Origin of the sequence: Cyanobium gracile UHCC 0139 (assembly GCF_034931325.1) — a bacterium.
Taxonomy (GTDB): domain Bacteria; phylum Cyanobacteriota; class Cyanobacteriia; order PCC-6307; family Cyanobiaceae; genus Cyanobium; species Cyanobium gracile_B.
This window is the reverse complement of sequence record NZ_JAYGHX010000001.1, coordinates 467892-493365: the sequence shown is the minus strand read 5'-3', so window position 1 is coordinate 493365 and position 25474 is coordinate 467892. Positions and strand designations below refer to the sequence as shown.

The 25474-nt window shown below is 69.8% G+C and carries 18 protein-coding genes; 6 read left to right on the top strand and 12 right to left on the bottom strand.

Annotated features, from left to right (window positions below; genetic code table 11):
- Positions 1-20: 20 nt before the first annotated feature.
- Entirely contained in the window at positions 21-2663 is a 2643-nt protein-coding gene (gene acnB, locus VB738_RS02395) for a bifunctional aconitate hydratase 2/2-methylisocitrate dehydratase (protein WP_323304220.1), read from the bottom strand.
- Between the two features lie 146 nt (positions 2664-2809).
- Between acnB and VB738_RS02390 the strand changes: the two genes are divergently transcribed.
- Entirely contained in the window at positions 2810-3883 is a 1074-nt protein-coding gene (locus VB738_RS02390; RefSeq protein ID WP_323304219.1) for a 3-deoxy-7-phosphoheptulonate synthase, read from the top strand.
- A gap of 149 nt (positions 3884-4032) precedes the next feature.
- Positions 4033-4389 carry a hypothetical protein gene (locus tag VB738_RS02385; protein WP_106219721.1) on the top strand — a complete coding sequence of 119 codons (357 nt, stop codon included), beginning with the start codon at positions 4033-4035 and terminating at the stop codon, positions 4387-4389.
- A gap of 16 nt (positions 4390-4405) precedes the next feature.
- On the opposite strand, the gene VB738_RS02380 is transcribed toward VB738_RS02385, so the two are convergent.
- From VB738_RS02380 to VB738_RS02350, 7 genes are all read right to left on the bottom strand, one after another.
- The gene (locus VB738_RS02380) at positions 4406-5869 is read right to left on the bottom strand and encodes a mechanosensitive ion channel family protein (protein WP_323304218.1); all 1464 of its coding nucleotides are present in this window, start codon (positions 5867-5869) and stop codon (positions 4406-4408) included.
- Positions 5869-6540: a dolichol kinase gene (locus VB738_RS02375; RefSeq protein ID WP_323304217.1), complete on the bottom strand. Its 672-nt coding sequence runs from the start codon at positions 6538-6540 to the stop codon at positions 5869-5871. Before VB738_RS02375 ends, VB738_RS02380 begins: the two co-directional genes overlap by 1 nt.
- A 20-nt stretch (positions 6541-6560) precedes the next feature.
- Entirely contained in the window at positions 6561-7586 is a 1026-nt protein-coding gene (locus tag VB738_RS02370) for a sigma-70 family RNA polymerase sigma factor (protein ID WP_323304216.1), read from the bottom strand.
- A gap of 117 nt (positions 7587-7703) precedes the next feature.
- Entirely contained in the window at positions 7704-9845 is a 2142-nt protein-coding gene (gene ppk1 / locus VB738_RS02365; RefSeq protein WP_323304215.1) for a polyphosphate kinase 1, read from the bottom strand.
- A gap of 55 nt (positions 9846-9900) precedes the next feature.
- Positions 9901-11181, bottom strand: coding sequence for an MFS transporter (locus VB738_RS02360; protein WP_323304214.1), 1281 nt, complete (start codon positions 11179-11181; stop codon positions 9901-9903).
- Between the two features lie 7 nt (positions 11182-11188).
- Positions 11189-12493: a glycosyltransferase family 4 protein gene (locus VB738_RS02355; RefSeq protein WP_323304213.1), complete on the bottom strand. Its 1305-nt coding sequence runs from the start codon at positions 12491-12493 to the stop codon at positions 11189-11191.
- Positions 12494-12557: 64 nt separating this feature from the next.
- Entirely contained in the window at positions 12558-13550 is a 993-nt protein-coding gene (locus VB738_RS02350; protein WP_323304212.1) for a glycosyltransferase family 2 protein, read from the bottom strand.
- Between the two features lie 102 nt (positions 13551-13652).
- On the opposite strand from VB738_RS02350, the gene VB738_RS02345 reads away from it, so the two are divergent.
- A complete protein-coding gene (locus VB738_RS02345; protein ID WP_323304211.1) occupies positions 13653-14300 on the top strand; it encodes a succinate dehydrogenase in 648 nt (215 codons plus the stop codon).
- An 8-nt stretch (positions 14301-14308) separates the two neighbouring features.
- A complete protein-coding gene (locus tag VB738_RS02340) occupies positions 14309-16219 on the top strand; it encodes a fumarate reductase/succinate dehydrogenase flavoprotein subunit (RefSeq protein ID WP_323304210.1) in 1911 nt (636 codons plus the stop codon).
- Here VB738_RS02340 and VB738_RS02335 read toward each other — a convergent pair.
- On the bottom strand, positions 16176-17969 hold the full coding sequence (locus tag VB738_RS02335; RefSeq protein WP_323304209.1) for a putative bifunctional diguanylate cyclase/phosphodiesterase: 1794 nt from the start codon (positions 17967-17969) through the stop codon (positions 16176-16178). The two genes, VB738_RS02340 and VB738_RS02335, sit on opposite strands and share 44 nt — an antisense overlap.
- Positions 17970-18190: 221 nt before the next feature.
- Here VB738_RS02335 and VB738_RS02330 point away from each other — a divergent pair, with 221 nt between their 5' ends.
- Positions 18191-18934, top strand: coding sequence for a succinate dehydrogenase/fumarate reductase iron-sulfur subunit (locus VB738_RS02330; protein ID WP_323304208.1), 744 nt, complete (start codon positions 18191-18193; stop codon positions 18932-18934).
- Between the two features lie 4 nt (positions 18935-18938).
- Here the strand turns inward: VB738_RS02330 and VB738_RS02325 are convergent, their stop codons facing one another.
- From VB738_RS02325 to VB738_RS02315, 3 genes are all read right to left on the bottom strand, one after another.
- Entirely contained in the window at positions 18939-20030 is a 1092-nt protein-coding gene (locus VB738_RS02325; RefSeq protein ID WP_323304207.1) for an acetate kinase, read from the bottom strand.
- On the bottom strand, positions 20027-22459 hold the full coding sequence (locus VB738_RS02320; RefSeq protein ID WP_323304206.1) for a phosphoketolase family protein: 2433 nt from the start codon (positions 22457-22459) through the stop codon (positions 20027-20029). Before VB738_RS02320 ends, VB738_RS02325 begins: the two co-directional genes overlap by 4 nt.
- 110 nt (positions 22460-22569) lie before the next feature.
- Positions 22570-23178 (bottom strand): histidine phosphatase family protein, encoded by a 609-nt coding sequence (locus VB738_RS02315; RefSeq protein WP_323304205.1) that lies wholly within the window; start codon positions 23176-23178, stop codon positions 22570-22572.
- A 127-nt stretch (positions 23179-23305) separates the two neighbouring features.
- On the opposite strand from VB738_RS02315, the gene VB738_RS02310 reads away from it, so the two are divergent.
- Complete coding sequence (locus VB738_RS02310) at positions 23306-25474, top strand: nitrate reductase (RefSeq protein WP_323304204.1); 2169 nt, start codon at positions 23306-23308, stop codon at positions 25472-25474.

The window sequence follows — 25474 nt, the reverse complement described above, 5'->3', positions numbered from 1 at the left end:
TCTGAGTCAGTCCCGCCCCTCTACACCTCCGCCAGCACCTTCTCCTCCTCCTCCACGCTCACCACCCGTCCCACATCCTCGAAGCCATCGATCTGGTCGAAGTTGAGGTAGCGGTAGAGCTGGTCGGAGAGGGGATCGATCTTGGCCGCCGCGATCTCCAGGTATTCGGCCGGGCTGGGGATGCGGCCCAGCAGGGCGCACACCGCCGCCAGTTCGGCGCTGCCCAGGTACACCTGGGCGCCGTTGCCGAGGCGGTTGTTGAAGTTGCGGGTGCTGGTGGAGAAGACGGTGGTGTTGTCCTCCACCCGGGCCTGGTTGCCCATGCAGAGCGAGCAGCCGGGCAGCTCCATGCGGGCGCCGGCGGTCTCGAACTTGGCGGTGTAGCCCTCGGCCCGCAGCATCTCGTCATCCATGCGGGTGGGCGGGCAGACCCACAGCCGGGCCGCGCTGGTGCCGGCCCCGTCCATCACCGTGGCTGCGGCGCGGTAGTGGCCGATGTTGGTCATGCAGGAGCCGATGAACACCTCATCGATCCGGTCGCCGGCCACCTCGCTCAGCAGCTTGACGTTGTCGGGATCGTTGGGGCAGGCCAGGATCGGTTCGCTCAGTTCGTCCAGGTTGATGTCGATCACCGCCGCGTACTCGGCGTCGGCGTCGGCCTCCATCAGCACCGGATCGGCCAGCCAGGCTTCCATCGCCTTGATCCGCCGCGCCAGGGTACGGGCATCGCTGTAGCCCCGGGCGATCATGTTGCGCATCAGCGCCACATTGCTGCGCAGGTACTCGCTCACCGTCTCGACGCTCAGCTTGATCGTGCTGCCGGCACAGGAGCGTTCGGCGGTGGCGTCCGTCAGTTCAAACGCCTGCTCCAGTTTGAGGTCGGGGAGCCCTTCGATCTCCATGATCCGGCCGCTGAAGATGTTCTTCTTGCCGGCCTTCTCCACCGTCAGCAGGCCCTGCTGGATGGCCACGTAGGGAATGGCGTTGACCACGTCCCGCAGGGTGACGCCGGGCTGCAGGGAACCGGAGAAGCGCACCAGCACCGACTCGGGCATGTCGAGGGGCATGGCGCCGATGGCGGCGGCGAAGGCCACCAGGCCCGAGCCGGCCGGGAAGGAGATGCCGAGGGGAAAGCGGGTGTGGCTGTCACCGCCGGTGCCCACCGTGTCCGGCAGCAGCAGGCGGTTCAGCCAGCTGTGGATGATGCCGTCGCCGGGGCGCAGGGCGACGCCGCCCCGGGAGCTGATGAAGTCGGGCAGCTCGGCGTGGGTCTTCAGATCCACCGGCTTGGGGTAGGCGGCGGTGTGGCAGAAGCTCTGCATCACCAGATCGGCGGAGAAGCCCAGGCAGGCCAGCTCCTTCATCTCGTCGCGGGTCATCGGCCCGGTGGTGTCCTGGCTGCCGACGCTGGTCATCAGCGGTTCGCAGCTCGTGCCCGGACGCACCCCCGCCAGGCCGCAGGCCTTGCCCACCATCTTCTGGGCCAGGGTGAAGCCCTTGCCCGTGTCGACCGGGGCCACCGGCCGGATGAAGGCCTCCGACGGGGGCAGGCCCAGCTGCAGGCGCACCTTGTCGGTGAGGGAGCGGCCGATCAGCAGGGGGATGCGACCGCCGGCCCGCACCTCGTCGGCGATGGTGCTGGGCTTGAGCTCGAAGCGGGCCAGCACCTCCCCGGCCCCCGGCTCGCCGGCGGCCCGCTCGATCGTGCCGGCGTGGGGCCGGATCGTGATCACGTCGCCGCTGTTGAGCCCGCTCACGTCGCACTCGATCGGCAGGGCGCCGGAATCCTCGGCGGTGTTGAAGAAGATCGGCGCGATCTTGCTGCCCAGCACCACCCCGCCGCTGCGCTTGTTGGGCACATGGGGAATGTCGGTGCCGATGTGCCAGAGCACGGAGTTGATCGCCGATTTGCGCGAGCTGCCCGTGCCCACCACATCGCCCACATAGGCCAGCGGGTGGCCCTTGGCCTTCAATTCGGCGATCAGGCCGAGCCCCTCGGGCATCCGCGTCTCCAGCATCGCCATCGCATGCAGGGGGATGTCGGGGCGGGTGGTGGCGTGGGTGGCCGGCGAGAGGTCGTCGGTGTTGGTTTCCCCCGGCACCTTGAATACCGTGACGGTGATCGCCTCCGGCAGGGGCGGCCGGGCGTGGAACCATTCCGCCGCCGCCCAGCTGTCCACCACCTGGCGGGCCAGGGGGTTGGTCTCGGCCAGCTCCAGCACGTCGTGGAAGGCGTCGTACACGAGCAGGGTGCGGCTCAGCCCCCGGGCAGCCTCCTCGGCGACGTCCGCCTGCGGGCAGGAGAGCAGCGCGATCAGGGCGCCGACGTTGTAGCCGCCGATCATGGTGGCCAGAAGCCGGGTGGCCTCCAGGGGGCTCACCAGGGGGCTCGTGGCCGTTCCCTTGGCGATCCCACTCAGCCAGCCGGCCTTCACGTAGGCGGCCTCATCCACCCCCGGCGGAATCCGGTCGCTGAGAAGGTGCAGCAGGAAGGCCTCCTCGCCGGCGGGCGGCTGCTCCAGCAGCTCGGTGAGGGCCTGGGCCTGGGGGGCGGTGAGCGGCAGGGGCGGCACGCCCAGGGCCTCGCGGGCGGCGGCGGCCTCGCGGTAGCTGGGCAGCAGTTCGGCGGGGGACAGGGGGGCGGGGCTCGGGGAGACGGACATATGGACGCAGGACCGCATGGGCATCCCGTCCATTGTTCTTCCCCGCGGGTCCGCCCTCTGGTGACGACGGCTGCAGAAGTCGGCGCTGGCATCGGCGCCGTCAGTTCGTAGGCTTGTGGGTCTGACCATTCCCCGCCGTCGGCCGCATGATCCCCACCTCCGATCTCCATGTGGTGGAAACCCGGCCGCTGGTGCCGCCGGCGGTGCTGCACCGGGAACTGCCCCTCTCCGAGCAGGCGGCCCGCACCGTGCAGCAGGCCCGGGAGCGCATCAAGGCCATCCTGCACGCCGGCGACCAGCGCCTGCTGGTGATCGTCGGCCCCTGCTCGGTCCACGACGTGGCCGCCGCCCGGGAGTACGCCGAGGCCATCGCCCAGGCCCAGCGCCGCCACCGGGACGAGCTGGAGATCGTGATGCGGGTCTACTTCGAGAAGCCCCGCACCACCGTGGGCTGGAAGGGGATGATCAACGACCCCCACCTCGACGGCAGCTACGACATCAACACCGGCCTGCGCCGGGCCCGCTCCCTGCTGCTGCACCTGGCGGAGATGGGTCTGCCGGCGGCCACCGAGGTGCTTGATCCGGTGGTGCCCCAGTACCTTGCCGACCTGATCAGCTGGACCGCGATCGGCGCCCGCACCACCGAGAGCCAGACCCACCGGGAGATGGCCTCAGGCCTGTCGATGCCGATCGGCTTCAAGAACGGCACCGACGGCAGCGCCGCCACCGCCATCAATGCCATGGAGGCCGCCGCCCGGCCCCACCATTTCCTGGGCATCAACAAGGAGGGCCAGGCCGCCATCGTGTCCACCACCGGCAACCCGGACGGCCACCTGGTGCTGCGCGGCGGCAAGAGCGGCCCCAACTACCACGCCGAGGCTGTGGAGGCCGCGGCGGCCCTGCTGGCCCGGGACGGCCTGCCGGCCCGGCTGATGGTGGACTGCAGCCACGGCAACTCCAACAAGGACTACCGCCGCCAGGGGGAGGTGCTGCGCCAGGTCGCCGAGCAGGTGCGGGGCGGTTCCGTCCACGTGATGGGGGTAATGCTGGAGAGCCATCTGGTGGAAGGAAATCAGAAGATTTCCGCCGACCTGGCCTCGCTCACCTACGGCCAGAGCATCACCGATGCCTGCATCGATCTGGCCACCACCCTGGATCTGCTCGTCGAGCTGGCCGAAGCCGTGCGACAGACCCAGGCCCGCAGCCTGGCCCTGGCCTGAGGGGGCTCCGGTCTTCTCCCAGGCAGCAGAATCAGCACTCTGAAGGTGAGAGTGCTGATTCCATCTTCTGCAACAGAGTGTTCCTGGTGAACAGCTGACTGGTGCGCCCTGGGTACGTTTGGGACCAGCAAGATCGTGGTGGGCCGCTGATGACCTATCTCCTGCAGTTCTGCGGGTTGTCCGACCCCTTGCAGCTCTTCTATCTCGAACAGAAATCGGCCGCCGCCCCCGCCGGTGGCACCCCGGCCCCCGGCCCGATCTACGGCGGCTTCCGCCCCTTCCAGCTGGACGACCTGCTGGGCTGGGCCTTGGACACGGCCCGGGGCCGCTGCTGGGACGGTGAGGCCATCCAGCGCCTGGTGATCGATGTCTGGATGGAGCGGGCCGATGTGATCCGCCAGTGGCAGCTGCGGCTGCGGGAGGAACCGGCCGAGCGGGTGCTGGTGGCGGGCATCGGCACCCAGCGCGACTGGGAGCTCCGCTGCGAGCAGCTCCTGCGGGCCTGAGCTGCTGGGGCGCCCCTCAGTCGCCCTCGAGGCCGAACAGCTGCCGCATGCGCTCCAGGATCGAGGTCTGGCGGCGGGCCGCATCCGGCGAGGAGAGTTTCTCCAGTTCGGAGCGCCGCTGGCCCACGATCGCCGCCAGCGCCTCCAGCACCCCGGCATCGTCCTCCACCAGGGGCATGAAGTCGTCCCGCTCCACCTCCAGCAGCACACATTCCCCCCGTGAGCGCACCGTGGCCGTGCGGGGTTCGCCGGTGCAGACCGTCATCTCCCCGAAGATCTGATCCCGGCCCAGCACCACCACCGAGCGTCCCAGGGGCGAGCCGTCGGCCTTGAACACCTCCACCTCGCCATCCACCACCTGGAACAGGGCCTCGCCCTCCTCCCCTTCCCCCACGATCGTTTCGCCGGAGCCGAAGCGCAGGCAGCGCACCGAACCGGCCAGCCGATCCACCTGCTCGGGATCCAGCTGGGCGAACAGCCAGCTGCGCCGCAGCAGCTGCGCCGTCAGCGAGGCGTCCACGCCGGTGGGGTGGGCCGGATCCCGCTGGGGCTGGCGCCGCTTCAGCTCCCTGACCGGATAGGGCAGCTCCCAGCCCTGCCGCTCCAGGGCGTACCAGATCTGCTCCAGCAGCTCGCTGCGCAGCCGCAGCCGGTCCCCCTCCGAAGGCCCCCGCTGGGCGGCCTGCAGCTCGTAGCGGATCCAGGAGTCCTCGTAGGCGCTGACCAGCACCTCCGGCGGTGGATCGTTCAGCACCAGGGGGTTGTCCACCATCACCCGCAGCAGCAGCCGGCGGGCCCGGGCCGGCGGGATCTCGTAGCCGAGGGCGACCTCGAAGCGGTTCCCCACCGGCTCGTGCTGGCTGAAGCGCCGCATCGGGTTGTCCGCCACCGTGTTGTTGGGCAGGTTCACGGTCGAGCCGTCCTTGCGGCGCAGACGGGTGCTCATCAGGTGCAGGGATTCCACCGTGCCGCTCTCCTCGCTGACGCTGATCCAGTCCCCTTCCCGGAAGGGGGGATCCAGCTGCAGCTCGATGCCGGCGAACAGGTCCTTGAGCGATTCCTGGGCCGCCAGGCCGATCACGGCGGTGAGCACCGCCGAGGTGGTCAGCAGACCCACCAGGTTGAGGTTGGCTAGACGCTGCAGCACCAGCACCGTGGCCAGGGCCGACAGGCCCAGCATCAGCAGGTCGCGCAGGATCTTGGCGGTGGGCCGCCACCAGCCCAGGGCCTCCGGGCACTCCAGGGCCAGCCAGCCCCCCAGGGCGATGAGCGCGTAGGCGGTGGCCAGCTCGTCGACGGCGCCGAGCCACTGCACCCCGGCCGGTCGGGTGGCGCCGCCCAGGACGCACCACAGCAGCACCGCCACCAGCGGCAGCAGCAGCGGCGGCGGTGGCAGCTGGAAGCGGCGGGTGACCAGCCTCAGGGCCAGCAGGACCGCCACCAGGGCCAGGCCGACCAGGATCCGCTCGATCGGTCCCATCAGCTCAGCACCCGCCACAGCCCGGCCACCGCCAGGGGCACGCTGATGTTGTCGATGCCCAGCAGGGCCCATTGCTCCAGCCCCGTTGCCACCAGGGCGATCAGGACGATCGAGGCCGGCGTCGGGCCACCGCCCAGCAGCCCCAGGGTCAGCAGGACGGCCAGGCTGGCGATCCCCATGGCGGCGGTGCCCGCCAGGGAGCGGCGCTCGCCGAACACCGTCCAGCTCGGCGACGGGATCAGCGGGCCCAGCAGACCGGCCAGGCCGTCGCCGAACGCCATCACCAGCGCCCCTGCCGCCACCGTGTCGGGGTGGGCGGGCCACCAGAGCCACAGCAGCACGGTGATCGAGGCGCCATAGGCGACCGTGCCGTAGCTGTGCCGTTCCACGTCCTCGATCGCCGGCAGCACCTTCACTCGGTGGTTGAGGGCGGCCAGCAGGGTGATGGCGGCGGCGGCGGGCACGGCGATCAGCCGCTCGACTCCGAAGGCCCAGGCGATCAGCACGACCGGCCCGGCGCCGATGTGCACCAGCTTGCGGCTCCATTCCCGCTGGGCGGGCCAGCGGCGGCGCAGCAGCAGGGCTCCGGCGCTCAGCAGGGCCAGCCAAAGGCCCACGGCCAGCACACCGGTCAGCCGGGCCAGGTCGTCATGCTCCGGTGAAAGGACCAACGCCAGCAGGGAAGCTCGGGTCAGGCGGCCTGGTGGAGGTTGCTCATCAGGCGCAGCTTCATGATCGCCTTGGCCTCCAGCTGCCGCACCCGTTCGCGGGAGACGTTGATCTGACGGCCGATCTCGGCGAGGGTGAGCGGCTCGGCGCCCTCGAGGCCGAAGCGCAACCGCAGGATCTTCTGTTCCCGTTCGTTCAGCTGGGAGAGCCAGGCGCCGAGGTGCTCCTTCTGCAGATGGCGGTCCATCGAGTCGAAGTGCTCGTTGCTGGCCGGATCCGCGATCAGCTCGCCCAGGGTGCTGCGATCCTCCTCCCCCCGGGCATGGGCGTCGAGGGAGGCGCACGGGGCGCTCTGGGTCATCAGTTCCTCGAGCTCCTCCGGCTGCATGCCCATGGCATGGGCCAGCTCAAGACGGTTGGGCTGGCGCCCGAGCCGGTGGGAGAGCTCGCGGGTGATGCGTCGCATCTTCGAGAGCTTCTCGCTGATGTGAATCGGCAGGCGAATCGTGCGGGCGCTGTTATCGATGGCGCGCGTCATGCCCTGGCGGATCCACCAGTAGGCATAGGTGGAGAACTTGTAGCCCATGGCGGGGTCGAACTTGTCGACGGCCCGCTCCAGGCCGATCGCCCCTTCCTGGACCAGATCAAGCAGTTCGAGACCCTGATTCTGATATTTCTTGGCGACGCTCACCACCAGCCGCAGATTGGCGGCCATCATGCGGTCGCGGGCCCGCTGACCCATGCGGAGCTGGCGCCTCTGGCGAGCCGTGAGCTCACCGTCGACGAGGGCCTGGAGCTTCTTGCCGGCCTGGACGTGGTGGGCAAGTTCAATTTCCTCAGCCGGTGTGAGAAGAGGCACACGGCCAATTGTGCTGAGATACCAACCGATGGAGTCGGCGCTGATACGCCCCCCCTGGCGGGCCGTGGTCTTGGCTGTGGCTGTTGGCTTGGAACTGGCTGAACCGCCGCTGGATTTCGTCCTGCTGGACGAAGCCCCGTCTGCACTGCTCTTCAGCAGCGAGAGGGCGGAATGCAGAGGTGTCCCCATCACCCCAGGCTCCCGAATGAATTTTGCCGGAATGTAGCACCGCAGGATGGTTGAAACCCGGATCCGGCGGTGGATTGTATGTATTTTGTCTGAGAGATGTAGCTTATGTCGTGATGGCTACGCTTTGGCCTCTGGAACGAGGCCGCCGCGCCAGCGTTCCATCAGCAGGCTCTGGGTCAGTTTTGGCTCGCCGGAGTGCTGACGCTGTGCAAAGTGTCCATCGCTGTGCATGTGCCAGGCGCCCGTATCGGTGAGGTAAAGCTCAAGCAAGGCCTCGATCTGCTGCTGCAGACGCGGGTCCTCGATCGGCGCCACCGCCTCGACCCGTCGGTCGAGGTTGCGGGGCATCCAGTCGGCGCTGCCGAAGAACATCTCCGGATGGCCGTCATTGGCGAACCAGAACAGCCGCGAATGCTCAAGGAAGCGACCGATGACACTCACCACCGTGATGCCCTCGCTGACCCCTTCGACCCCCGGCCGCAGGCAGCACATCCCGCGGATGATCAGCTCGATCCGCACCCCGGCGGCTGAGGCTTCGTAGAGCAGGGCGATGATCGCCGGATCGACCAGGGCATTCATCTTGGCCTTGATGTGTCCGCCGCGACCGGCCTTGGCATGGTCGATCTCCCGCCGGATCAATCCCTCCATGCCCTTGCGCAGGGTGACGGGTGCCACCAGCAACTTACGGAAACTCTGCTGCTTGGAGAATCCGGTCAGGTAGTTGAACAGTTCCACCAGATCCTGGCCGAAATCCTCCCGCGCCGTCAGCAATCCGACGTCGGTGTAGAGCGAGGAGGTCTTGGAGTTGTAGTTGCCGGTGCCGATGTGCACGTAGCTGCGCAGCGATCCCTTCTCCCGCCGCACCACCAGCAGCACCTTCGTGTGGGTCTTGAGTCCGAGCACCCCGTACACGACATGCACCCCGGAACGCTCCAGCTGGCGGGCCCACTGGATGTTGTTGTCCTCGTCGAAGCGGGCCTTGAGCTCCACCAGCGCCATCACCTGCTTGCCGTTCTCGGCGGCACGGATCAGGGAGGCCACCACCGGCGAATCCTTCGACGTGCGGTAGAGGGTCATCTTGATGGCCAGCACCGAGGCATCGGCGGCGGCCTGGCTGAGGAATTCCTCCACCGAGGTGGAGAAGAGGTCGAAGGGATGGTGCAGCAGCACATCGCCGCGCCGCAACACCGAGAAGATGCTCTCGAACTCCTCCTGCTTGATCGAACCGTCCTCCAGCTGGCTGCGCTGGGCCCGCACCAGGGCCGGCGCCGTCCGTCCCTTGTGGGGAGCGTCCCGCAGCTGGCTGAGGGGGATCGCCATCAGGCTCATCAGATCGTCCAGGCCCAGGGGGCCGTTGGTGCGGTAGACGTCCGCCGGCTCCACGTCGGTGCCCTCCATCAGCAGGTGCACCACCTCTTCGGGCATCTCGTCGGCCACCTCCACCCGCACCACCTCGCCACCCACCCGGCGCTTGCGCAGGCCCTCCTGCAGGGCCTCCATCAGGTCGTCGGCCTCCAGGTCCCGCAGTTCCAGGTCGGCGTCCCGGGTGATCCGGAAGAAGTAATGCCCCTCAATGGTCATGCCGGGGAACAGCCAGCGCAGGTTGAAGGCCACCAGCTGCTCCAGCGGCACCGCCGTGTAGCCCGGTGTGGGCACCACGCCGCTCAGCTCGGTGGGGATCGGCACGAAGCGCGGCAGGATCTTCTGCGGCACCTTCACCCGGGCGAACTGCTGGCGGCCCGTGTCCGGGTCGCGGATCAGGGCCGCCACGTTGAGGCTCAGGTTGCTCAGGAACGGGAATGGGTGGGCCGGGTCCACCGCCAGGGGGGTGAGCACCGGAAAGATCGCCTTGCGGAAGTAGTCGTCGGCCCAGGCCTTCTGGGCCTCGTTCAGGCGCAGGTAGTCGAGCAGCTGGACCCCGTACTCGGCCAGATGGGTCTTGAGGGAGTGGCGGTAGTGCTGCTGCTGCATCTCCAGCAGGGGCCGCAGTTTCGTCTGGATCGCCTCCAGCTGCTCCTGGGGCGTCCGGCCGTCGTCGCTGCGGCCGGTGACCCCCGCTTCCAGCTGGGACTTCAGCGAGGCCACCCGCACCATGAAGAATTCGTCGAGGTTGTTGCTGAAGATGGCGCTGAATTTGGCCTGTTCCAGCAACGGCGTGTGCTCATCGAGCGCCAGGGCCAGCACCCGATGGTTGAAGTCGATCCAACTCAGTTCGCGGTTGATGTAGAGATCGGGAGCGACGACCGGCTGCGACGACATACGGCGGGGCTCCGCGGGCATGAGAGACGGCAACGTAGCAATGGCGAACCCGCCGTCAGGGTGTCGCCTCTGCTTGACGGTGGGATCCCGCCGCCACAAGCCACACCACGACGGCCATCAGCAGAATCCCGAGCCAGAACGGACTGCGGCGGCCGATGGTCTCGTAGGCCAGCCCCGCCAGGGGTGGACCAAGGAAGCTGGCCAGGCTCTGCAGTCCCTGCAGGCTGCCCAGGGCGGCACCCTGGCCGCTGTCGGCGAGGCGCCGCGACACCAGGCTGCGCAGGCTGGGGGTCACCAGGCCGGTGCCCAGGGCCAGGATCGCCACCGCCGTGAACACCAGGGGCACGGCGTTGCCCCCATCTGCCAGGGGCACCAGCAGGAAGCCCGCCACGACGCAGCCCAGGCCGATCTGGGTGAGCCGCCACTCTCCGAGCCGTTGCACCAGCGGACCGATCAGGCCGCCCTGCACCACCGTGGCCACCACGCCGACCACCAGGAAGGCGCCGGCCGACAGGCCCGGGCCCCAGCCGAAGGCCTGCTTGAAGTACAGCACCAGCAGGGCGGTGAACCCGCTGAACCCCAGGAAGAACAGGAAGAAGGCGGCACAGAGGCGGCGCACCCTCGGATCGGCGAACACCCGTTGCAGCTGGCCGAAGGGCTGCAGCTCCCAGACCCTGGGCAGGGGCAGCCGCGCCTGGGGCGGGTGGGTTTCCGGCAGCAGGGTCACCACCACCACCAGGTTCAGAGCGGCGAAGCCCACAGCGAGCAGCAGCGGCAGGCTCACGTTGATGCGACCCAGCAGGCCGCCCAGGGCCGGGCCGAGGATGAACCCCAGGCCGAAGGCCACGCCGATCAGGCCGAAGGCCCGGGCCCGCCGTTCCGGCGTCGAGATGTCGGCCAGCACGGCCGCGGCGGTGGCGGCGGTGCCGCCGCTCACCCCATCGATCAGGCGGGCGGCGAACAGCAGGGCCAGGGGCAGGCCGGCGGCGGTGGCTTCGGGCCAGACGCGGCTCCAGGGCAGCACCACGGTGAGGGCGAACATCCCCAGGCCCAGCACCGAGCCGGCCACGCAGGCGGTGATCACGGGCTTGCGGCCGTAGCGGTCGCTGAGGGCCCCGATCAGGGGGGTGAAGGTGAACTGGGCGATGGCGTAGCTGCCGGCCAGCAGGCCCAGGGTGCGGCCGTCGGTGGTGAAGTCCGCGAGCAGGAACGGCAGCAGCGGGAAGACGATGCTCTCCCCCAGCCGGTCGTTCAGGAGCGTCAGGAAGGCGCAGAGGAGGGTGGAGGGGCGCGAGAGTCGCACGGCCGGGAGCCGGGGATCCCTGCACCCTCCCATGCCGGGGTCACCCGCCCCGTCGACGGTCCAGGATCCCCCTGATCCGGTGCTTGGCCCTGGCGACGGCCGTGCGCAGGGCCTGCCGCAGGGCGGCCGAGCGTGGCTGGGGGGCCCGGTACTCCTGATGGAAGGAGGGCGGGATCCCCCGCAGGCCACCGATCCTTCCGAGCGGAAGCGGGTAGGGGCTGGACGGGGCGGCTCTGCCCTGCTGATCGAGCTCCTCCAGCAGCCGGCGCCACAGCAGGTAGCTGGCGTCGGCGTTGTAGTGGCTGCTGACGAGCTCCCGCGACGCCGTCGAGCAGCGCCGCCAGAGGGCGGGATCGTCGGCCAGCCGCAACAGGGCGGCGGCGGCCTCCTCGGGATCCTCTGACACCAGCAGGCCGGTGCGTCCATCGTCGACCAGCTCGGGGATGCCGCTGGGGATGCGCCGCACCACGGGCACCACCCCGGCCGCCATCGCCTCCAGCAGGGCGATCGGCAGCCCCTCGAAGTCGGACATCAGCAGGATGGCCTGGGCGTCGAGCAGCCGGGCCTTGACCTGCTCGGGGGGGAGCGATCCGGTGAAGCCGATCGCCGCGGCGAGGCCGGCCTCGGCCACCTCCCGTTCACAGGTCTCCCGGGCATAGCCATCGCCGACCAGGGTGGCGCGGATGGACGCCTTCGACCGGCAGGCCCGGATCAGCGTCCGGATCACCAGGGAGGCGCGCTTCTGGTGCTCCCAGATCCTGCCGCTGAACACCACCCGGAAGGGATCGGCGCGGAAGTCCGTCGCCGTCGCCGGCACCTGGACCCCATAGGGAATCACCCGCGCCGGCCGATCGATGCCCTGGGCGGTGCAGGCCTCGCGGATGTGGCGCGACACGCAGACGAGGACGCTGCCCTGGCGGGACCCCCCGAAGGCCCCCACGGTGGCCCAGTAGTCGGGGTCATCCGAATGCAGGGTGAGCGCCCAGGGCAGCCCCCGGCGGCCGGCCTGGGCCGCCGCCGCGTAGTGGGCCGGCTTGCACTGGGGCAGGAACACCGTGGGCCGCCAGTGGTTCAGAAAGACCAGGGTGTCCCGGGCGTCCGCCGCGAGGCTGGCCCGCCTGGGCGTGGCGAACACCTCGATGCCCTGACGCCGGAGGGTCGCGAACAGCGCCGGTTCGCCCCTCCCTTCCCCGCTCCCTTCCCGGTCTCCGGTGCCGGGGGCGATCACGAAATGGATGGCGACGCTGACGCCATCAGCCGCCAGTCGGCGGGCCAGTCCCAGCACCCAGGTGGTGACGCCGCTGATGTCATCCGCCTGGCTGTAGTGGGCAAAGGCGACGCGCAATGACCACCCAGGGCTGCCGGGTCAACGATAGTCGCGGCCCCCGGGCCGGCCCGGTGCTGTCGCCTCAGTTGGTGGGCCAGCGCAGGTAGCGGCGACGCAGCGGCGGTGACTGCAGCAGCCGCGCGTACAGCCCCAGACGCAGGGGGCCGTGCAGGATCCGGATCAGCAGCTTTTCCGCCAGCGAGGGCCGGTAACGCCAGAGATATTCGTAGAGAATCCAGTCCCAGCCGCCGCTGGTGGCCACGGCATGCCAGCGCCAGACAGGTTTCGGCCGGGTGATCCGCAGCACCGAGGCGATGGCGGAGGAGTACTCCGCGAAACGGAGTCGTTCCTGGCTGCGGCTGGCGGTGCTGCGGGTGGTCCTGTCGTGGCAGCGGAAGCCGGAGAGGGCCTCGGCGTCGAAGGCCACGGTTCCACCGATCCGCATCAGGTAGTGGCTCCAGAACAGCCAGTCGCCGGTGCAGCGCCGGCCGGCGGTCAGCGGGCCCAGGGCCCGCAGGCTCGCGGGATCGGGCTTGCGGAACACCACGCCACTGGCATTGGCGATGACGTTGCCCCGGTCCATGTAGGTGCGGCACAGCTGCGACCCTTCGAGGGTGAAGGAGCGCTGCCAGCGCTCGGGATCGATGTGATCCGGCCAGAAACTCTGGTCGGCGATCGGATCGCCTTTCGCGTCAATCGAGGTGGTGCGGCAGTACGCCAGCACGCTGCCGTCCTCGAGGTGGCGCACCATCCGTTCGAGAAACAGCGGCGCGCAGGTGTCATCGGATTCGGCGATCCAGATGTAGCGACCTGTGGCCATCGCCATGCCGCGCAGCCATTGTGCGCAGGGCTGGCCTGAGTTGACCGCATGGCAGACCAGCCGGTGGGGATGGGCCCGCAGCCGCTCCCGGATCACCGCAAGGGAATCGTCGCTGGAGGCGTCATCGAGAACGATCAGCTCGAAGTCCTGAAACGTCTGGTCGAGAATCGATCGCAGCCGCTCCCCCAGGAAGGCCCCGTGGTTGAAGTTGGGTACGATGACACTCACCAAGGGCGACTGGTCGGACCGCTTCATGGCGGCGCCCCGCCTCGCTTCCTGCGGCCGACTGCCCCGCCCCGGCCGATTGCCCCGATGCCTTCTGCCACCTTGCCTCCAGGGGCGCTGACCTGCAGCTGAATGATCGTCGGATTCTGGATCGCCGTCACCGGGCTGGCGCTCGTGCTGTTCCTCGCCGTCCACCTCGGCGGCGTGCTGCTGGCCCTGGTGGATCCGCCGACGTTCGAGCGCTATGCCGCCTCCCTGCACCAGCAGGGCTGGCTTCCCTGGCTGGAGGTCGCCCTGCTGGCGGCTGCCCTGGCCCATCCGCTGCTCTCGCTGCATCGGGCCCACGTCAATCGTCAGGCCCGCGGCCCGGCAGCCGGCCCCCTGCGCAGCCGCCGCCAGGGGCCGTGGGAGCCCGTGGCGGCCCTGGCGGGCCGGGCCATCCCCTGGAGTGGGTCGCTGCTGCTTCTGTTTCTCTGCCTGCACCTCGCCCAGCTGCGCTGGCCTCGCCCTGCGGCGGGGGCTGAGCTGGTCGCCGTGCTGGAGGTGCTCGCGTCGCCCTGGTGCCTGGCCCTTTATGGGGCCGCCGGGGTGGCGGCGGGGCTGCACCTGATCCACGGCACCGAGAGCGCCGTGCGCCGGCTGGGGCTGCTGGAGCCCGCCAATGCGGCCGCCCTGCGGCTGGGGGGCCGGGGCCTGGCCCTGCTGCTGGGGGCCGGCTTCACCCTGGTCCCGATCGCCCTGGTGCTGCGGCCCGCGGTTCCGCTCCCGGCCGGCGGATGAGCGCGCCGATGCTGCTGGATCCGCGCCTGCCCGACGGTCCCGTCGCCACCGCCTGGCAGCGGTGCCGGGAGAGCCTGCCGCTGATCAGCCCCAACCGCAAGCAGCGGCTGCGGATCCTGGTGGTGGGCAGTGGCCTGGCGGGGGCCTCGGCGGCCGCCAGCCTGGCCGAGCAGGGTTACCACGTGCAGGTGCTCACGTACCACGACAGCCCCCGGAGGGCCCACTCCGTGGCGGCCCAGGGGGGCATCAACGCCGCCCGCAACTACGCCAACGACGGCGACAGCGTCGAGCGCCTGTTCCGCGACACGGTGAAGGGCGGCGATTTCCGCGCCCGGGAAGCCGGCTGCCACCGGCTGGCCGAGATCAGCGGCGCGATCATCGACCAGTGCGTGGCCCAGGGGGTGCCCTTCGCCCGGGAGTACGGCGGCACCCTCGCCAACCGCAGCTTCGGCGGCGCCCTGGTGAGCCGCACCTTCTATGCCCGGGGCCAGACGGGCCAGCAGCTGCTCTACGGCGCCTACCAGGCGATGCTGCGCCAGGTCGCCGCCGGGCGGGTGGAGCTGCTCTGCCGCCGCGACATGCTCGACCTGATCGTCGAGGACGGCAGGGCCAGGGGGGTGGTCTGCCGCCACCAGCTCACCGGCGCGCTCGAGGTGCTCAGCGCCGATGCGGTGCTGCTGGCGACCGGCGGCTATTCGAACGTCTTCTACCTGTCCACCAATGCCCTGAAGTCGAACGCCACGGCGATCTGGCAGGCCCACCGGCGGGGAGCCTGGTTCGCCAACCCCTGCTTCACCCAGATCCACCCCACCTGCATCCCCAGCGGCGACGCCCACCAGAGCAAGCTCACCCTGATGAGCGAGAGCCTGCGCAACGACGGCCGGATCTGGCTGCCGCTGCGCCCCGGCGACGACCGGCCGCCGGCGGCGATTCCGGAAGCGGAGCGCGACTACTTCCTCGAGCGCCAGTACCCCAGGTACGGCAATCTGGTGCCGCGGGATCTGGCCTCACGCCGCGCCCGCGAGCTCTGCCTGCAGGGCCGGGGCGTCGGACCCGGCGGTCGCTCCGTCTACCTCGATCTGGCCGGGGCCATCGCCCGGGACGGCACCGAGGTGATCGACGCCCGCTACGGCAACCTGCTGGAGATGTACGAGCGCATCACCGGCGACGACCCCAGGGCCACGCCGATGCGGATCTATCCCGCCCCCCACTACACGATGGGCGGTCTGTGGGTTGACTACCACCTGATGAGCACCGTCCCCGGCCTGTTCGTGCTCGGGGAGGCCAACTTCTCCGAGCATGGCGCCAACCGGCTCGGGGCCAGTGCCCTGATGCAGGCCCTGGCTGACGGGTACTTCATTGCCCCGGCGACGGTGACGGGTTGGCTGGCCGGAGCCGGTGCCGGCGCCCTGGCGGAGGATCACCCGGCCTGCCGCGGGGCGGTGGCGGCCGTGGAGGCCCACATCGGGGCCCTGCGAAGCACGGGGGGAACCCAGCCCGTGGATGTCTTCCACCGCCGGCTGGGCCACCTGATGATCGACGCCTGCGGCATCAGCCGCCGCGCCGATCGCCTCACGGCGGCGCTCGCCGAGCTGGAGGCCCTGCGCCAGGACTTCCTCGGGGATCTGCGCCTCCCTGACCAGGACGGTGTCCTCGACGGCGAGCTGGAGAAGGCCCTGCGGCTGGAAGACTTCTTCGGCCTGGCGGACCTGATGCTGCGGGATGCCCTGGCGCGGGAGGAATCCTGCGGCGCCCACTTCCGCGAGGAGCATCAGACTTCGGACGGGGAAGCCCTGCGGGACGACGAGCGCTTCGCCCACATCGCGGCCTGGGAGCACCGCCCCGGCGCCACCCCCCTGCGCCACAGCGAGCCGCTCACCTACCGATCCGTTGTGCCGGGACCGCGAAGCTACGGCTGAGCGGTTCGGGCCGGCCGAAGAAGAACCCCTGGCCCTGGTCGCAGCCCATGGCGAGCAGGCCTTCGTGCTGCTCGGCGGTCTCGATGCCCTCGGCGATCAGGCCGAGGCCCAGGTCGTGGGAGAGGCGGATCATGGCGTCGAGTACCACGGCCTTGCGGTGGTCGTTGAGAAAGTCGGCGATGAAACTGCGGTCGACCTTGATCGAGTCGATCGGCAGTCGCGCCAGCCAGGACATGCTGGAGTATCCCGTACCGAAGTCGTCGAGATGCACCTTGACGCCGGCCTCCCGTAACCGGCTCAGCTCGGAGGTGGCGAGTTCAGGGTGTTCGATCAGGATGCTTTCGGTCACCTCGATCACGGTCCAGCTGGGATCCACCCCGACCCGTTCCGCCTGGGTGAGGAAGTAGTCGCTGAGGCCGCTTTCCTTGAGCTGCAGGGGACTCACATTGATCGCCATGGTGACCTCTGATCCCTTGGCGCGGAGCTCGGCGAGGCGCCGGAGGGCTTCGCTGATCACCCAGCGGCCGATCGGCAGGATCAGGGCCGTGCGCTCGGCGAGGGGGATGAATTCCGAGGGGGTGGCGATCGGAGCCGTGATCGCCCCGAGGCGCAGCAGCGCCTCCATCCCCACCACCGTCCGATCCTCAAGCCCGACGATCGGCTGATAGGCGAGAAACATGGTCTCGTGCTGGATCGCGCCCTCCAGCTGATGGCGCAGATGGATGTTCTTCCTGACCTTCTTGTCGATGGAGGGATGGTAAAAAGAGATGTGCTGGTCGTTGGTCTTGGCCTCGTACATGGCCAGATCTGCCCGCCGGATCAACTCGTCGACGGAGATGTCCGGATCATCGGAGATGGTGATACCAATGCTCATCGACGGGCGGATTGTGTGGTCTTCCACCGACCACGCCTGACCGACGGTGTCATTGAGACGCATCGCCAGCTGCAGGGCATCAGCCTCATTGAAGATGCCCATCGTGAGCACCACGAATTCATCGCCACCGAGGCGAGAAAGAATGTCACCGAAGCGCAGGGAGCGCTGCAGCCGCCGGCCGATCTCGATCAGCAGGTCATCGCCGATCTGATGGCCGTGCAGATCGTTGATCTCCTTGAAGCTGTTGAGATCGCAGAACAGGATGCTGATCCGGCCCCCGTTCTGACGCTGGGTCTTGAGGGCGGCGCGAATGCTGACGTGCAGCCCGCGGCGGTTGGGCAGACCGGTGACCGGACACTCCATGACCTTGGTGGCCAGGGCGAGGCGTTCCAGTTCCAGGGCCCGGTTGAGGTTCTCGGTCTGCTGGCGTCGCCGCTCGATCCGCTCGGCCTCGACGCGCAGCTGCTCGTAGGAGAGCAGGGCGCTGACATCCCGGAAGCAGAAGATCAGCGGCCGCAGCCGCTCGCTGCGGATGGGCTTCCACTCGATCTCGATGGCCCGCAGCTCGCTGCGGTTCAGCACCCGGGTGAAGTGCCCCCCCAGGTCGCCGCCGGCTTGCACCAGTTCCGGGTTGAGCAGGGGGGCGCTGTCGCAGTCGCGGGGTAGCTGGTCGTAGATCGATTCCCCCAGAACCGCCGGGGGGGTGCGGTCCACCAGCCGCGCATAGCTGGCGTTGCACCACAGCACTCGCCCCTCGCAGCTGGTGATCACCAGGGCATCGCTGATCGTGCCAAGGGCCGCCTCAAGACGCCCCATCGACCGGCGAAGTTCCACGACAAGTTTTCGGTGGTCGTTCACAGGGCGGTCACGGGTCATTCACGGGTCGATCACGGGGCAGCAGGGACCAGATCGGGCATGGGGCGCCGGAACCCCATTTCTGAAAATTGCCTGAGTCTTGCATCTTTCGCCTCGCCGCTGGGGCCTTTGCCGCGGGGATGAAGCGGAATGACAACATTCCTGCCGCCGGAGCGGCAGAATCGGGGCCGTCCCCGGCGTGGCCCGGGGCCCGCCAACGGCCCCGGGCCATGGCCGTTTCCATGAGAACCGTTTCCCTCACCCTGAGGATCTGGCGCCAGGCCGGTCCCCACCAGCACGGCGGCTTCGAGGCTCACAGGCTGGAGGGGGTGTCCACCGACCTGTCCCTGCTGGAAGCCCTCGACCTGCTCAACGAACGGCTGATCGCCACCGGGGGCCGGCCGGTGGGCTTCGAGCACGACTGCCGCGAGGGCATCTGCGGATCCTGTGGGTTTCTTGTCAACGGCCAGGCCCAGGGGCCCCAGCGGGCCACCAGCGTCTGCCAGCTCTACCTGCGTCAGTTCCGCGACGGCGCCACGCTGACGCTGGAGCCCTTCCGCGCCAGGGCCTTCCCTGTGCTGCAGGACCTGGCCGTGGACCGTTCCGCCTTCGATCGGATCATCGCCAGCGGCGGCTACTGCTCGATCAACACCGGCAGCGCGCCGGAGGCCAACGCCCTGCTGATCGGCCGGGAGCAGGCGGCCCAGGCCTTCGACACCGCTGCCTGCATCGGCTGCGGCGCCTGCGTGGCCAGCTGCCGCAACGCCTCCGCCAGCCTGTTCGTGGCCGCCAAGCTGGCGCACCTGGGCCAGCTGCCCCAGGGCCAGCCGGAGCGCCGGGACCGTGCCCGCGCCATGCAGGACCGGATGGTCAGCGAGGGTTTCGGCAGCTGCAGCAGCCACCTGGAATGCGAGGCCGCCTGCCCCAAGCAGATCTCCGCCGACTGGATCAGCTGGATGCACCGCGAATCCTGGCGGCGCCCCTGAGCCCTCAGATCACGGCCGCGCCGCAGTGCCGGGCGATCACGCCCTCCTCATCGGCCGGAATCTGCAGCATCTCGAACGGCGCCAGCCAGCCGAGCGCCTCCTCCAGTTCCCGCTTCAGGGCCCCATCGTGCTCGCCGATGCCGCCGGTGAGGGCGATCACATCGACCCCGCCAAGGCTGGCGGCCATGGCCCCGATGCCCTGGAGCAGCTGGTGGCGGAACACATCAATTGCCAGCTGGGCACCGGCGTGGCCTTCGGCGGCGGCCTGGCGCAGATCCTTCATGCTAGCGCTGAGTCCCGAGAGGCCCAGCAGGCCGCTGTCCTGCTGCAGCGCGTGGTCGAGTTCCTCGGCCGTGACCCCTCGGCGCAGCTGGTGCAGCAGCAGGCCGGGGTCGACGGAGCCGCTGCGGGTGGCCATCACCAGTCCTTCCAGGGGGGTGTAGCCCATGGTGGTGGCGATGCTGCGGCCCCCCCGGATGGCGCAGAGGGAACAGCCGGCCCCGAGGTGGCAACTGATCAGCCGCAGGTCTTCACCCCGGCGGGCCACGGTTTCGGCCACGTGCTGGTGGTTGAGGCCGTGGAAGCCGAAGCGTCGCAGGCCTTCGGCGCGCCAGCGGGCCGGAATCGCGTAGGTGCGGGCGGCTTCCGGCAGGGTGCCGTGGAAGGCGGTGTCGAAGCAGGCCCACTGCGTGATTTCCGGTTGCCAGCGGCTGAGCCAGCGCATCACCCGCAGGGCCGGACCGTTGTGCAACGGAGCCAGGGGCACCAGCTCCTCCAGGGCCGCGAGCACCGCGGCATCGAGCCGGACGGGGGCTGTGAACCGCTCCCCGCCATGGACGACCCGGTGGCCGGCGACGGTCAGACCCGCCACCCGGCCGGCCAGGACGCCGGGCAGCCAGGCGTCCAGCACCGCCTCCAGGCGTTCCTCAGGGGCCCTCCCCTCCGCGGCACCGACGCTCCAGCTGCGCTGCTCCCTCCAGAGGCAGTCCCCGGCGCGGTTGTGCACGGAGACCTTGAGGCTGGAGCTGCCGGCGTTCAGCACCAGCACCTCGCCAGCCACCTCGCCAGCCAGCGTCGCCGTGGCCGGCGAGATCATGCGTGCTCGGCCGCCGGGGGCGTCCAGCGCCAGTCGGTCACCTCAGGGGCATCGGTGCCGTGGGTGTGGGCATAGGCCCGGTGGGAGAGGATCGCGTCTTGCATCCGCTCCTTGACGTGGGCGGCGCGGGAACGCAGGAAGGGCACCCGGTTGACGACGTCGATGACCAGATTGAAGCGATCGATCTGGTTGTTCATCGCCAGCTCGAGGGGCGTGTTGATGTTGCCCTTCTCCTTGTAGCCGCGCACATGGATGTTGGCGTGGTTGGTGCGGCGGTAGGTGAGGCGGTGGATCAGCCAGGGATAGCCGTGGAAGTTGAAGATCACCGGCCGGTCCGTGGTGAAGAGGGTGTCGAAGTCCCGGTCGCTGAGGCCATGGGGATGTTCGTTGGGCTCGGTGAGGGCGAACAGCTTGACCACGTTGATCACCCGGATCCGCAGGCTGGGGATCTCCCGGTGCAGGATCTCCACCGCCGCCAGCGTCTCCTTGGTGGGGATGTCGCCGGCGCAGGCCATCACCACATCCGGCTCATCGGGGGTGGTGCCACAGTCGTCGTTGCTGGCCCAGCCGACGATGCTCACCCCCTTGGCCACATGGCGCCGGGCCTGTTCCAGCGTGAAGTACTGCAGGTGCTTCTGCTTGTCGGAGACGATGATGTTGCAGACGTTCGTTTCCTGCAGGGCCTCCTCCGCCACCGCCAGCAGGCAGTTGGCATCGGCCGGCAGGTACACCCGCACCACGTCACCGCTCTTGTTGCCCGCCAGGTCGATGAAGCCGGGGTCCTGGTGGGTGAACCCGTTGTGGTCCTGCCGCCACACCGTGGAGGAGATCAGGCAGTTCCAGGGCCCGATCGGGGCCCGCCAGGTGGCATGCAGCAGGCAGGATTCCAGCCATTTGGCGTGCTGGTTGAACATCGAGGCGATCACGTGGGCGAAGGCCTCGTAGGTGTGGAAGAAGCCGTAGCGGCCGGTGAGCAGGTAGCCCTCCATCATTCCCACCAGGGTGTGCTCGCTGAGCATCTCCACCACCCGCCCGTTGCGGGCCAGTTCGCTGCCGTTGAGGTCCTCCGGCAGGAACTCCTCCATCCACACCTTCTTGCTCACCTCGTAGATGGCCTGCAGCCGGTTGGAGGCGGTTTCGTCGGGGCCGAACACCCGCATCGACACGGGATTCGCCTGGATGATGTCGCGCAGCAGCTCGCCGAGCGGGTAGGTGTTCTCCACCTCCGTGGTGCCGGGGGCCGCCACCTCCACCGCATAGTTCTCCAGGGGGGGGAACTGCAGCTTGCGGCGCAGCAGGCCGCCGTTGGCATGGGGGTTGGAGCCCATCCGCCGGTGTCCCTGCGGGGAGAGGGCCTGCAGTTCCGGCCGCAGGGTGCCGTGCTCGTCGAACAGCTCCCAGGGCCGGTAGCTGCGCAGCCACTCCTCCAGCAGGAGCAGTTCCTCGGGGTCGGTGTTCGGCGCGGCCAGGGGCACCTGGTGGGAGCGCCAGAACCCCTCCAGCTTCTTGCCGTGCAGGGAGGCCGGCCCGGTCCAGCCCTTGGGCGAGCGCAGCACGATCATCGGCCAGGCGGGGCGGACCGCTTCACCGCTGGCGCGGGCCTCGGCGCGGATCTGCAGGATGCGGCCGATCGCCTGGTCCATGGCGGCGGCCATGGCCCGGTGCATGGCCATCGGTTCGTGGCCTTCGACGAAGAGCGGCTCCCAGCCGTAGCCGCGCATCAGGCTGGCCAGTTCCTCGCGCGGGATGCGGGCCAGCAGGGTGGGGTTGGCGATCTTGTAGCCGTTCAGGTGCAGCACCGGCAGCACCGCCCCGTCGCCGATCGGGTTGAGGAACTTGTTGATGTGCCAGGAGGTGGCCAGGGGGCCCGTTTCGGCCTCGCCGTCACCGACGCAGGCCAGGGCGATCAGGTCGGGGTTGTCGAACACCGCCCCACAGGCGTGCGAGAGCACATAGCCGAGCTCCCCGCCCTCGTGGATCGAGCCGGGGGTTTCCGGGGTGCAGTGGCTGCCGATGTGGCCGGGGAAGGAGAACTGCTTGAAGAAGCGGCGCATCCCCTCGCTGTCCTGGCTCTTGTCGGGGTAGACCTCGCTGTAGCTGCCGTCGAGGTAAGTGGGGCCGAGCACGCCGGGGGCGCCGTGACCCGGCCCCGACAGGTAGATCATGTCGAGGTCGTGGCGGCGGATCACCCGGTTGGCATGGGCCCAGAGGAAGGCCTGGCCGGGGGAGGAGCCCCAGTGCCCCAGCAGCCGCGCCTTGACGTGCTCATGCCGCAGCGGCTGGGCCAGCAGCGGGTTGTTGCGCAGGTAGATCATGCCCACCGCCAGGTAGTTGGCGGCGCGCCACCAGGCGTCGATCAGCGACAGTTCTTGCTCGTCCTCCGGCGTAGGGGCATGGGTCTCGAACGGGGCCATGGTCGAGGCGGTCATGACCGGCACATGCAGGGGGCTCTGACCTCAACTTTCGCCTGCCTGCGTGGAAAAGCAGGTGATTCAGCGATCCGCCCGGGCGAGGGTCAGGAATCCGACATGGACCGCCCTCAGGGGCCCGGGGCCAGGGGAGCGTTCCAGCACTGCACCGCCGGCAGACCCCGGTAATCGGAGAGCACTGTGAGGGTGGCGGTGTCGAGCAGGAAATGGGCGCCATGGCCGGGCGTCAGACCGATCCAGCGCGCCACGAACACCCGCAGCAGATGGCCGTGGGCGACCAGGGCCACCCGGCCGCCCTCCTGCCGCAGCCGGCCGATCACCCGATCCACCCGTTCCCCCACCTGGGCGGGACTCTCCCCGTCCGGACAGCCGTCGCGGAAGACCATCCAGCCGGGGCGCTGCGCCTGGATCTCCGTTGTCGTCAGACCTTCGTAGGCGCCGTAGTCCCACTCGACCAGATCGGGCTCGAGGCGGGCCTGAGCGCCCAGTCCCGCCAGTTCGCAGGTGCGCCGGGCCCGTTGCAGGGGGCTGCACAGCACCAGGGAGAACGGGTGTCTCGCCAGCAGCGGCGCCAGGCCACGGGCCGCCTCCTCCCCCTGTGCGGTGAGGGGGATGTCGGTGCTGCCGGTGTGCTGGCCCGAGAGGCTCCATTCCGTCTCGCCATGGCGAATCAGGATCACCTCGCGGCGGGCGGCGGGCTCGGGCTGGAGGGTGGTCACGGTTGGGCTCCCACGCAATGGAGACGGCCCGCTCACTTAAGCTCGGCCTTCCGGCCAAGGTGGTGATGGTGGTTCGCAACGGCCCGGCAGCGGCCCGTCGCCCGATCCCTGCCGTCCGGCCGTCACCTTGAGCCACCCCCCCGCGCCCCTCCCCGCCGACGGCCCTGCCCGGGCCCAGTGCCCCTACTGCGGCGTGGGCTGCGGCCTGGAGATGAAGCCCCCTGCGGCACCCACGGCCGCCGGCGAGGCGGTCTGGACGGCCCGCGGCGACCGCCACCACCCCTCCTCCCTGGGACAGGTGTGTGTCAAGGGGGCCACCGTGGGGGAGACCCTGCACCGCAACCGCCTCACCACCCCGCTCTACCGGCCGCGCACCGACCAGCCCTTCGAGCCGATCGGCTGGGAGCGGGCCTTCGCCCTGCTGGAGGAACGGGTGCGCCGCACCCTGGCCGCGCAGGGACCCGAAGGGATCGCGATGTATGGCTCCGGGCAGTTCCTCACCGAGGACTACTACGTGGCCAACAAGCTCATCAAGGGGGCCCTGGGCAGCAACAACTTCGATGCCAACTCGCGCCTGTGCATGAGTTCGGCCGTCTCCGGCTACATGCGCAGCTTCGGCAGTGACGGCCCCCCCTGCTGCTACGACGATCTCGATCAGGCCGACACGGTGCTGCTGATCGGCACCAACACGGCCGAGTGCCACCCGGTGCTGTTCCAGCGGCTGCTGAAGCGCAAGCGCAAGCAGAAGCAGGACCTGCAGATCGTGGTGGTGGATCCGCGCGCCACCGCCACCAGCGACGCGGCCGACCTGCACCTGGCCATCCGGCCGGGCACCGATCTGGCGCTGCTGCACGGCCTCGGCCACTTGCTGCTGGAGCAGGGCGGGGTGAACCGGGCCTACGTGGAGGCGTCCACCGAGGGCTTCGAGGCGCTCGCGGAGCTCTGGTCAGGCTGGACGCCCGAGACGGTGAGCCTGTTCTGCGGCATCGAGGAGCAGCAACTGCGCCAGCTGGCCGCCCGCTGGGCCGCCAGCACGGGCGTGGTCAGTCTCTGGTCGATGGGGGTGAACCAGAGCGTGGAGGGAACCGCCACCGTGGCGGGGATCATCAACCTGCATCTGGTGAGCGGCCAGCTGGGCAGGCCCGGGGCGGGCCCCTTCTCCCTCACCGGCCAGCCCAATGCGATGGGGGGCAGGGAGGCCGGTGGCCTGGCTCGGCTGCTGCCGGGCTACCGCTCCGTCACCGACGCCGGCCACCGCGCCGAGATCGAGCGGCACTGGGGCCTGGGGCCGGGGACCATCGCTCCGACCTCGGGTCTCACCGTGTGGGAGCAGATCGAGGCGATGGAGCGGGGGGCCCTGGGGCTCTGGTGGGTGGCGGCCACCAATCCGCTGGTGAGCCTTCCCTGGCTCGACCGGGTGCGGGCCGCGGTGGCCCGCTGCCCGATGGTCGTGCTCAGCGAGGCCTATGCCGGCACCGAAACCGCCGCCATCGCCCACCTGGTGCTGCCGGCGGCCCAGTGGAGCGAAAAGGCCGGGGTGATGACCAATTCCGAGCGCCGGGTCACCCTGTGCCCGGCCTTCCGCGCGCCTCCGGGGGAGGCCCGCCCGGACTGGGCGATCTTCGCCGAATTGGGCCGGCGCCTGGGCTTCGAGGAGCAGTTCCGCTTTGGCTCCTCGGCCGAGGTGTTCGCGGAGTTCGCGGCGATCACCGCCGGCCGGTTGTGCGATCTCAGCGGCCTCAGCCATGGGCTGCTGCAGGAGCACGGTCCCCAGCAATGGCCCTTCCCCGTCGGCACGCCGCCCGGAGGGGGTGCCCCGCGCCTGCACACCTCCGGCCGCTTCCCCACGGCCTCGGGCCGGGCCCGGTTGATCAGCGAGCAGCCCATGGGCCTGGGGGAACCCCCCGATGGCGACTACCCCCTGGTGCTCACCGTGGGCCGCTATCTGGAGCAGTGGCACACGATGACCCGCACGGGCCAGGTCGAGCGGTTGCTGCGACCCCACGGCCAGCCGCTGCTGGAGGTCCATCCTGCCGACGCCCGGGACCACGGACTGGTCGATGGCGGCCAGGCGGAGGTGAGTTCCCGCAGGGGCGCCGTGACGGCCCGGGTGCTTGTCACCGACCGCATCCGCCAGGGCACGGTGTTCCTGCCCATGCACTGGGGGGCGGCCCAGGAGCAGGCCTGTGAGGCCAACCGGCTGATGCACGCCCTGGGCTGTCCCATCTCCCAGCAGCCGGAACTCAAGGCCGCCGCCGTGACCGTGCGTCCCTGTGAGGAGGCCCCGGGGATCTGA

Coding starts and splice junctions, on each gene's coding strand:
- VB738_RS02360 (WP_323304214.1), bottom strand. CDS start 11,181: ATGGGAGGGTGCAGGGATCCCCGGCTCCCGGCCGTGCGACTCTCGCGC.
- VB738_RS02345 (WP_323304211.1), top strand. CDS start 13,653: ATGATCGTCGGATTCTGGATCGCCGTCACCGGGCTGGCGCTCGTGCTG.
- acnB (WP_323304220.1), bottom strand. CDS start 2,663: ATGTCCGTCTCCCCGAGCCCCGCCCCCCTGTCCCCCGCCGAACTGCTG.
- VB738_RS02325 (WP_323304207.1), bottom strand. CDS start 20,030: ATGATCTCGCCGGCCACGGCGACGCTGGCTGGCGAGGTGGCTGGCGAG.
- ppk1 (WP_323304215.1), bottom strand. CDS start 9,845: ATGTCGTCGCAGCCGGTCGTCGCTCCCGATCTCTACATCAACCGCGAA.
- VB738_RS02340 (WP_323304210.1), top strand. CDS start 14,309: ATGCTGCTGGATCCGCGCCTGCCCGACGGTCCCGTCGCCACCGCCTGG.
- VB738_RS02370 (WP_323304216.1), bottom strand. CDS start 7,586: ATGGGGACACCTCTGCATTCCGCCCTCTCGCTGCTGAAGAGCAGTGCA.
- VB738_RS02335 (WP_323304209.1), bottom strand. CDS start 17,969: ATGACCCGTGACCGCCCTGTGAACGACCACCGAAAACTTGTCGTGGAA.
- VB738_RS02350 (WP_323304212.1), bottom strand. CDS start 13,550: ATGAAGCGGTCCGACCAGTCGCCCTTGGTGAGTGTCATCGTACCCAAC.
- VB738_RS02385 (WP_106219721.1), top strand. CDS start 4,033: ATGACCTATCTCCTGCAGTTCTGCGGGTTGTCCGACCCCTTGCAGCTC.
- VB738_RS02380 (WP_323304218.1), bottom strand. CDS start 5,869: ATGGGACCGATCGAGCGGATCCTGGTCGGCCTGGCCCTGGTGGCGGTC.
- VB738_RS02320 (WP_323304206.1), bottom strand. CDS start 22,459: ATGACCGCCTCGACCATGGCCCCGTTCGAGACCCATGCCCCTACGCCG.
- VB738_RS02330 (WP_323304208.1), top strand. CDS start 18,191: ATGAGAACCGTTTCCCTCACCCTGAGGATCTGGCGCCAGGCCGGTCCC.
- VB738_RS02390 (WP_323304219.1), top strand. CDS start 2,810: ATGATCCCCACCTCCGATCTCCATGTGGTGGAAACCCGGCCGCTGGTG.